At 75.4% G+C, this 8,714-nt stretch carries 8 protein-coding genes and 1 riboswitch; of the genes, 3 read left to right on the forward strand and 5 right to left on the reverse strand.

The window, feature by feature from the left end:
* From VR45_RS37055 to VR45_RS37065, 3 genes are all read right to left on the reverse strand, one after another.
* Positions 1 to 732: SCO2322 family protein (locus tag VR45_RS37055; protein ID WP_052709668.1), on the reverse strand; the 732-nt coding region annotated here is incomplete at its 3' end.
* Entirely contained in the window at positions 729 to 2,027 is a 1,299-nt protein-coding gene (locus VR45_RS37060) for a prenyltransferase/squalene oxidase repeat-containing protein (protein ID WP_045944334.1), read from the reverse strand. The genes VR45_RS37055 and VR45_RS37060, both read right to left, overlap by 4 nt.
* Positions 2,028 to 2,136: 109 nt before the next feature.
* Positions 2,137 to 2,213, reverse strand: a riboswitch (cobalamin riboswitch).
* A 131-nt stretch (positions 2,214 to 2,344) separates the two neighbouring features.
* The gene (locus VR45_RS37065; RefSeq protein ID WP_045944335.1) at positions 2,345 to 2,920 is read right to left on the reverse strand and encodes a TetR family transcriptional regulator; all 576 of its coding nucleotides are present in this window, start codon (positions 2,918 to 2,920) and stop codon (positions 2,345 to 2,347) included.
* Positions 2,921 to 3,261: 341 nt separating this feature from the next.
* On the opposite strand from VR45_RS37065, the gene VR45_RS37070 reads away from it, so the two are divergent.
* The 3 genes from VR45_RS37070 to VR45_RS37080 all read left to right on the forward strand — a co-directional run bounded on the left by VR45_RS37070 (position 3,262) and on the right by VR45_RS37080 (position 6,566).
* Positions 3,262 to 4,572: a glycosyltransferase family 4 protein gene (locus tag VR45_RS37070; protein ID WP_045944336.1), complete on the forward strand. Its 1,311-nt coding sequence runs from the start codon at positions 3,262 to 3,264 to the stop codon at positions 4,570 to 4,572.
* Positions 4,573 to 4,725: 153 nt separating this feature from the next.
* A complete protein-coding gene (locus VR45_RS37075; protein WP_045944337.1) occupies positions 4,726 to 5,487 on the forward strand; it encodes a class I SAM-dependent methyltransferase in 762 nt (253 codons plus the stop codon).
* A complete protein-coding gene (locus VR45_RS37080; RefSeq protein WP_045944338.1) occupies positions 5,484 to 6,566 on the forward strand; it encodes a prenyltransferase in 1,083 nt (360 codons plus the stop codon). The genes VR45_RS37075 and VR45_RS37080 overlap by 4 nt, the downstream gene beginning before the upstream one ends.
* Positions 6,567 to 6,659: 93 nt before the next feature.
* On the opposite strand, the gene VR45_RS37085 is transcribed toward VR45_RS37080, so the two are convergent.
* Entirely contained in the window at positions 6,660 to 7,613 is a 954-nt protein-coding gene (locus VR45_RS37085) for a hypothetical protein (protein ID WP_045944339.1), read from the reverse strand.
* 292 nt (positions 7,614 to 7,905) lie between these two features.
* The coding region (locus VR45_RS37090) for an N-acetylmuramoyl-L-alanine amidase (RefSeq protein ID WP_045944340.1) at positions 7,906 to 8,714 on the reverse strand (809 nt) is incomplete at its 5' end.

Consider the following 8,714-nt stretch of genomic DNA (forward strand, 5'->3'; position numbering starts at 1 on the left):
GCCGGTGGCCGTGCCGGTCGCGCCGGCCTCGGTGGAGGGGGCGGCGGTGCCGGTCGGCCGGGCGGCCCCGCCCAACTGCTCGCCGCAGCCCGTGCGCGGATAGCCCGCGATGGCGCAGAGCAGCCCGTTGACGTCGTACCGCAGCGGTGGGGCGACGGTGGCCAGGACCTCCGCCGAGCTCGCCCGGGTCGGCACGAGGGCGCAGGCGGTCCGGGGCTCCGGCGGCGTCTCGCGGGCGGGCGCGTCGGCGGGGCCGCCGAAGTCCAGCACCACGGCGACCCGTTTGCGCCCGGCCTCGGCCGGCGTACCGGCGCAGAGGGCGGCGAAGTCCCCGGCCGGACCGGGCCGGGTGGCTTGCTGGCCGCCGTCGGGGCTGACGGCGAACCGCCAGCCCTCGACCTCGCCGTCCGCCGGGACGTGCACGGCGGGGCCCTGCTGCTGGTACGTCCAGCCGCCGTCGGACCAGCGCCAGAACGACCAGTAGCGGTAGCCGGCGGCCTGCGCCGGCGCGGCGCCGAGCAGGAGCACGATCAGCAGGCCGGTGACCGCCCCGGCCAGGAAGCGCAGGGCCGCCCGCAGCACCCGCCGCCGGGCCGCCGCCGCCTCGTCCTCGACGACGACGGCAGCGGTGGCAGCGGTGGCGGTGGCGGTGGCAGGAGTGACAGCGGTGGCAGCGGCCGGGACCGCGGCCGTGGTCGGACGCGCGTCCCGGTCCCGGCCGGGAGGGGTCACAGCTTCGCGCCGCGCTTGCGCTGCAGGCTGAGCACCAGCCCGCCGCCGATGCCGATCAGCAGGCCGACGCCGAGCAGCCAGAACTTGCCGATGCCACTGTCCTTGTCCTTCTCGGCCGAGGTCGAGGCGGAGGCGGAGGCACTGGCGGACGCCGCGCCGACGGCCTTGGGCGCCGGGCCGAGCGCGGTCAGCTGCTTGACCAGGTCGGTCCCGCCGAAGGCGGCCGGGTCGCGCTGCGCGGCCTGCGCCACCAGCACCAGGGTGGCGGTGGCGGCGGCGTCGGTGCCGCCCTTGGTCCAGGTGCCGCCCTCCTTGGCCAGCCAGTCGACGGCGCCCGCGGCCTGCTGCGGGTGCCCGCCCTGGACCAGGCCGAGCGCCGCCCAGGCGGTGGCGGTGTAGTCGGGGGTGGGCGCGGCGCCGGGCAGGGTCAGGGTCAGGTGCTGGCCGCCCGAGGCGAGCTGCGCGGTGAGGTACGCGCCCGCCGCCTCGCCGGAGTCGGCCCGGGGGACGGCGGTGGCGGTGGCGCCGCCGTCGGCGCAGGCCAGGGCCTTGGGGGCGGTGTCGGTCCGGTTGCCGTTGGCGACCGGCAGCTTCCCGCCGGCCGCGGCGAGCGAGGCCTGGCCGCTGGCGAGGGCGTTGGGCTCGGCGGCGGGGGCGCCGGCCGGGGCGGTCTGGTAGACGAAGGCGCCGCGCTGGTCGGCGGGGGCGGCGCAGCCGAGCTGGAACACGGCGAGCCCGTCGAAGGCGTTGCGGCCGGCCTTGGCGACGGCCGCCGGGTCGGCCTTGGCGGCGAGCAGGGCGTTGACGGCGAGGCCGGTGGAGTTGGCGTCGCCCGGGTTGCCGGGGTTGTAGGCCCAGCTGCCGTCCGCGTTCTGGTTGGCCTTGAGCCACTGGACGCCCTTGTCCACGGCGTCCTGGTGCCCGCCGAGGGTGGTCAGCGCCTGGATCGCGAGCGCGGTCGCGTTGCTGTCCTCGAACGCCGGGTCGCAGGCGGTCGCGACGTCGGCGCGGTACGAGGGCCAGCCGCCGTCCGCGCACTGCTGTCCGGTCAGCCAGGAGACGGCCGAGTCGGCCGGGGTCACCTTGGCGGTGGTCAGCGCGGTCAGGGCGAGGGACTGCCGCCACACCCCGTCGTACGTCGGGTCGCCCTTGCCGTACAGGCCGTCGGGGAGCGGGGCGGAACCGAGGCTCGCGGTGGGGCTCGGGATGTCGGCGAACGCCGGGGTGGCGGCGGCGGTTCCGGCGAGCAGCGCGGCGGCCAGGGCGGCGGCGCCCGCGCGGGCGGCGGTCAGCATGATCGGAGTTGTGCCTTTCGATGAGCGGTGCCGGCCGGGGCCGGCCGTTCCGTAGACCTCGACGGTGCCGGGGGTGGTCCGCCCGGCATGGGGCCGCTCGCCTCTCCCCGGGTGCTCCGGCTCGCCGGCGGACGGGCGCCGGGCTCACGGTTGCGGGGTCAGCGCCGGATTCGCACCGGCTTTCCCCGGAATTGGAGAAGCGGGATGGAGTTGTCCTGCCCGTCGACTCTAGCTGCCGGACCGGGTGCCAGGACGCGGCCGGGGTGAGAACAGGTTCCAGTTCGGCGGCCCTCCGGCGGGCCGGGGCCGGTGCGGCCTCAGGGCAGCTCCAGCAGCCGGGCGGCGGTGTGCAGGTCGGCCCTGACCTCGGCGATCGAGGCGCGGCCGGAGAGCCAGGCGACCAGGGCCGCGTGCCAGGTGTGCTCGATCACCCGGACGGCGGCACGCTGGCTCTCGGTGGGCGGCCCGGACTGCCCGATGGCGTCCAGGATGAGCTGCCCGGTGGCGGCGGAGACCTGGTCCACCTCGGCGCCCACCGAGCGGTCGGCGAAGGAGAGCGCGCGGACCATCGCCTCGGCCAGCAGCGGTTCGCGCTGCAGCGCGTGGAACGCCCGGGTCAGCGTCTCGGCGACCCTCGGCGCCGGTTCGGGCTCGGTCGGCGGGTGCCGGCGGACCTGCTCCTGGAGGCCGCGCAACTGCTCCAGCATGACCGCGACCAGCAGATGGACCTTCGACGGGAAGTACCGGTAGAGCGTCCCGAGGGCCACCTGGGCCCCCTCCGCCACCTCCCGCATCTGGACCGCGTCGTAGCCGCCGCGGGCCGCCAGCGTGGTCGCGGTCCGCAGGATCCGCCGCCGCCGTTCGGCCTGCCGGGCGGTCAGCGGCGGTGCCATCGGGGCGGCCGGGAGGGGTGCCGGGGCGGTGCCGGACGAGGGGGTGGTGGAGGGGGTGGGCGCCGGCGGCGCGGGCGGTGCGGGCGGGGGTGAGGACGGTGACGGCAAGGACGCTCCCGGGCGCGAGAGTGGTGGGGCTGCTCCGGACGGGCACGGTCGGCCGGGCGTGGTGCCCGGGCGTGGCGCGAATCACCAGCCCTGGATCCTGAGCGGAAGCTACGGGCCGGTATCTTCGAGGTCTCTCATTGTTCACAGGGTCACCGGTGAACTCCACACCACACTGAAACCTGATCTACTTTACCGACCGGCAGCACAGACAGCAGCAGAGATGAGGGCCGACGATGACCGCGCAGCCGCTGCGGATTGCCCTGCTCTCGTACCGCGGCGACCCGTTCTGCGGCGGTCAGGGCGTCTACGTACGGCACCTCTCCCGTGAGCTGGCCCGGCTCGGCCACCATGTGGACGTGATCGGCGCCCAGCCGTACCCCGTCCTGGACGAGGTCGAGGGGCCGGGTTCGGTCCGGCTGGTGGAGCTGCCCAGTCTGGACCTCTACCGCGCCGAGGACCCCTTCCGCACCCCGGCGCGCGAGGAGTACCGGGGGCCGGTGGACGTCCTGGAGTACGCCACCATGCGCACCGGCGGCTTCCCCGAGCCGCTGACCTTCTCGCTGCGCGCCCGCCAGTACCTGGCCCGGCACCGCGGCCGCTACGACGTGGTGCACGACAACCAGACGCTCGGCTACGGCCTGCTCGGCCTGGCCCGGCACGGCTTCCCGCTGGTCACCACGATCCACCACCCGATCACGGTGGACCGCCGGGTCGAACTGGACGCGGCCCCCGGCCGACTGAAGCGGCTGTCGCTGCGCCGCTGGTACGCCTTCACCCGGATGCAGCGCCGGGTCGCTGCCCGGCTGGAGCACATCATCACCGTCTCCGGCAGCTCCAAGCGCGAGATCGCCGCGCACCTGGGCGCCGCCCCGGACGCCGTCTCGGTGGTGCCGATCGGCGCCGACACCCGGCTGTGGTCCCCGTCGGACGAGGTCGCCCGGGTGCCCGGACGGATCGTCACCACCTCCAGCGCCGACGTCCCGCTCAAGGGCCTGGTGCACCTGGTCGAGGCGCTGGCGAAGGTCCGCACCGAACGGGACGCGCACCTGGTCGTGGTCGGCAAGCCGCAGAAGGAGGACGGCCCGATCGCCCGCGCCGTGCGCGCCTTCGGGCTGGAGCCGCACATCGAGTTCCGGCACGGCCTGACCGACCGGGAACTGGTCGACCTCTACCGCTCGGCCGAGGTGGCCTGCGTGCCGTCGCTGTACGAGGGCTTCTCGCTGCCGGCCGCCGAGGCGATGGCCACCGCGACCCCGCTCGTCGCCACCACCGGCGGCGCGATCCCCGAGGTGGCCGGTCCGGACGGCGAGAGCTGCCTGGCGGTGCCCCCGGGCGACGCGGACGCGCTCGCGACGGCGCTCGGCCGGCTGCTGGACGACCCGGAGCTGCGCGCGGCGCTCGGCGCGGCGGGCCGGGAGCGGGTGCTCGCCCGGTTCACCTGGGAGCGCGCCGCCGAGCTGACCGTCGAGGGCTACCGGGCCGCGATCGCCACCGGCGCCGGCCGCCGGGCCCGCTCCGGCCCGGGCTGGCGCTACGTGGCCTGACGGCGTCCGCCGAACGGCCGGGCGGGCGCGGCGGGTGACCGGCGCCCGCGCCCGCGGCCGCGCCGGCCGGTGCGTCCGTCCGCTCGTCCGTCCCCGTGATTTCTCTGACTCGGCGTCAGGAACCCTTTGGTACCGAAGGAATGGGAGTCCGCAGTGCTGACCGTTGATTTCTCGCGCTTCCCGCTCGCCCCCGGCGACCGGGTGCTCGACCTGGGCTGCGGCGGGGGACGGCACGCGTTCGAGTGCTACCGGCGCGGGGCCGACGTGGTCGCCCTCGACCAGAACGCCGAGGAGATCGCCGAGGTCAGGAAGTGGTTCGCCGCCATGGAGCAGGCCGGCGAGGCGCCGGAGGGCGCGTCCGCGGTCGCCATGGAGGGCAACGCGCTCGCGCTGCCGTTCGAGGACGAGCACTTCGACCGGATCATCATCTCCGAGGTGATGGAGCACATCCCGGACGACAAGGGCGTGCTCAACGAGATGTTCCGGGTGCTCAAGCCCGGTGGCCTGCTCGCCGTCACCGTGCCGCGCTGGCTGCCCGAGAAGATCTGCTGGGCGCTCTCCGACGAGTACCACGAGGTCGAGGGCGGCCACATCCGGATCTACCGGGGCGACGAGCTGCTCGACAAGCTCAAGGACGCCGGCCTGGAGCCCTACGGCACCCACCACGCCCACGCGCTGCACTCCCCGTACTGGTGGATCAAGTGCGCGGTCGGCGTCGACAACGACAAGTCGCTGCCGGTCAAGGCCTACCACCAGCTGCTGGTCTGGGACATCGTCGGCACCCCGGTGATCAGCACCCTCACCAAGGCCGCCGAGCGGGCGCTCAACCCGGTCATCGGCAAGAGCTTCGTCGCCTACGCCACCAAGCCCCACCGGGCCGGTCGCGGGGCCGAGGGCGCGGGCGGGGCGGAGTGACCGCCGCCGTCCCCGAGGCCCTGCTGCTGGACGGGGTGCTCGACGCCGAGCAGGCCGCCGGCACCGTCCGCAGCATCCTCGCCGAACAGCAGCCCGACGGGGCCATACCGTGGTTCCGCGGCCACCACCTCGACCCGTGGGACCACACCGAGGCGGCGATGGCCCTGGACACGGCCGGCGAGCACGCCGCCGCCGAGGCCGCCTACCGCTGGCTGGCGAAGCGCCAGAACCCGGACGGCTCCTGGTACGCCGGCTACGCCTACGGGAAGCCGGAGCACGCCGACGGCGAGGTCTGCAACGCGGCCAAGGAGACCAACTTCTGCGCCTACCTGGCGGTCGGCGTCTGGCACCACCACCTCTCCACCGGTGACGACACCTTCCTGGAGTGGATCTGGCCGACCGTCCGGCGCGCGCTGGACTTCATCGTCGCCCAGCGGCTGCCCGGCGGCCCGATCGCCTGGCGGGTCGACGAGGACGGCCGGGCCACCGACGAGGCGCTGCTCACCGGCTCCTCCAGCATCCTGCACGCGCTGCGCTGCGGGCTGGCGGTCGCGGACTACCTGGAGGAGCCGCAGCCCGACTGGGAGCTCGCGGCCGGCCGGCTGCGGCACGCCGTCACCCACCACCCCGAGCGGTTCCTCGACAAGGACCGCTACTCGATGGACTGGTACTACCCGGTGCTCGGCACCGCGCTGCGCGGCCCGGCCGCGCAGGCGCGGATCGCCCGGGACTGGGACCGGTTCGTCGTCCCCGGCCTGGGTGTGCGCTGCGTCAGCGACCGCCCCTGGGTCACCGGCGGCGAGAGCGCCGAGCTGGCGATGGCGCTGTGGGCGATCGGCGAGTCCGACCGCGCGGTGGACATCCTGCGCTGGATCCAGAAGCACCTGCGGCACCCCGACGGCTCGTACTGGACCGGGTACGTGTTCGAGGACGACGCGATCTGGCCGGAGGAGCGCACCACCTGGACGGCGGGCGCGCTGCTGCTGGCGGTCGCGGCGCTCGGCGGCGACCCGGCGACGGTGGCGGTGTTCGGCGGCGAGGAGCTGCCGACCGGGCTGGTGGTCCAGGACTGCTGCTGAGCGGGCGCAACTCGTGATGCCCGCGGCACGGCGAAGGGGCGGGACCGGATCTCTCCGGTCCCGCCCCTTCGCCGTACGGGGTGTCGCGCGGGGTCAGCCGCGCTGGATGCCCGAGGTGTCGGCCAGCACGCCCTGGGTGCCGTCCTGGAGCTGGGCGACCAGCGCGGCGCCGCGCTGCTCGACCGCCAGGTACCAGGTGCCGGGGACCAGTTCGCCGACCGGGCCGCCGGCCGGGTTGTCCTTCGGGGCCAGCTGGCGCGGCGCCGGGACGGCGAACCAGAACGGCGCGAAGTCCGCGGCCGGGGCGGGCTGCGGCTGGGCGGCCTGCTGGGCGGCGGCCTGACGGGCCGCCTCGGCCTCGGCGGCGTGCGCGGCCGGGGCCTGCTGGGCGGCGAGGTCCTGCGGCTGGCCCGCGACCGGCTGACCGGGCTGGCCGGCCTGCGGGGACGGGTAGCCGTAGCCGCCGGGCTGGCCGCCGAAGGCCGGGGACTGGGCCTGGCTCGGGTCCGGGCCCGGGTAGCCGTACTGGCCGGGCTGGCCCGGCTGGCCCGGGGCGGGGTAGCCGCCGGCCGGGAAGGCGGCCGGGGCGGCCGGCCGGTCGGTGACCAGCGGGGTCTTGAGTACCGGGATCAGCTGGCCGCCGGCGGAGGCGCCGGCCAGCACGATCAGCGCGATGACGGCGAGCCAGGCACCGAAGCCGTGGCCGATGCCCTCCATGCCGCCGCCGAGCGCCCACACCGCGGTCCAGAGCGCGGCCACCGAGAAGGCGATGCCCCACTGGTCCAGGCGCAGGCCGAGGATCTGACGGTTCGCGGCCGCCTGGCCCTGGAAGCGCTGCACCAGGATCAGGGCGGCGGCGAGGATGCCGAGCAGGAAGACCGAGGGCAGCACGGGGAACAGGACACTGTCCCAGGCGTTCGTCGAGGTGTCGCCGCAGTACTTGCCCCTGCACTCGACGGTCCAGTACGGCAGGAAGGAGGCGATGAAGAGCAGGACGGCCGCACCTGCGACGGCGGCGTCTCCCTTGGTGAGAGCGCGCAGATTCACTAACGTTCCCCTCGTTGGTGTGTCGTGGTCGGCGGTTTTCGGTTCGGCGCTCGGCCGATGTGGTTCCGGCGCCCGTCCGGTCGGCTGACCGGCCGGAAAACCCCGAACGGACCAGAAGCCTAGGGCCAACGGCCTCGCGGGTGCACAGCGGGCTCGGGAATGGGGCGAAGTCGTTGCAAATCGCGCGCTTCCGGCCCCGGCCCGTCCGCCGGCCCGTCCATCGTTCCAGTGCCCGGTCCGCCGCCCCGTCAACCGGGCCGGTGGTGGGTGCCGGGGGCGCCGGACGGGCTTCCTACCGGGTGGTCAGGAACGAGGTCAGCGCGTCGGCGATCCCCTGGGCGGCCTGCTGGCGCCACTGAGGGTCCGTCATTCGGCGGGCGTCCGCCGGGTTGCGCATGTTACCGCACTCGATGAACACCTTGGGGACGGTCGAGAGGTTCAGCCCGCCGAGGTCCGAACGGGTGTCCAGGCCCTTGCTCGCGACGTAGTCGGCGTACGGCTCGCCGGTCGCCGCGCGGAAGCTGTCGCGCAGCAGCAGGCCCAGCCGGTGCGAGGGGTCGACGATCGCCGCGGTGTCGGCCTTCCCGGCGACCACCTTGGCGGGCATGATCACGTGGAATCCGCTGCCGTTCGCCGGTCCGCCGTCGCCGTGCACCGAGACCGCGGCGTCGGCGTGGGCGGCGTTGCCGATCCGGGCGCGCTCGTCGATGCACGGCCCCCACGGGCGGTCGCCGTCGTGGACCAGCACCACGGTGGCGCCGCGGGCGGCGAGGATCGCGCGGGCGCGGTGGACCACGTCGAGGGAGTACTCGGCCTCGCTGTAGCCGCTGTTGGTGCTGGTGCCGGTGGTGTCGCACTCCTTGCGGGCGTTGCCGATGTCGACCTTGCGGTTGATCTCGGTGGTGTGGGCGGAGTTCCCGGTGTTGTGGCCGGGGTCGAGCAGGACGGTGCGGCCGGCCAGGGTGGTGGCGGTGGGGGCCGGGAGCGGGAAGGCGGGGTCGGCGGTGCCGGTGGGAGCGGTGCCGGGCGCGGGGGTACCGGTGGGGGCGGCGATGGGGTCCGCCCCGCCGGGCGGCGCCGCGGCGGGGGTGCCGGCACCGG

It is taken from the genome of Streptomyces sp. NRRL S-495 (genome assembly GCF_000966955.1).
GTDB lineage: Bacteria > Actinomycetota > Actinomycetes > Streptomycetales > Streptomycetaceae > Kitasatospora > Kitasatospora purpeofusca.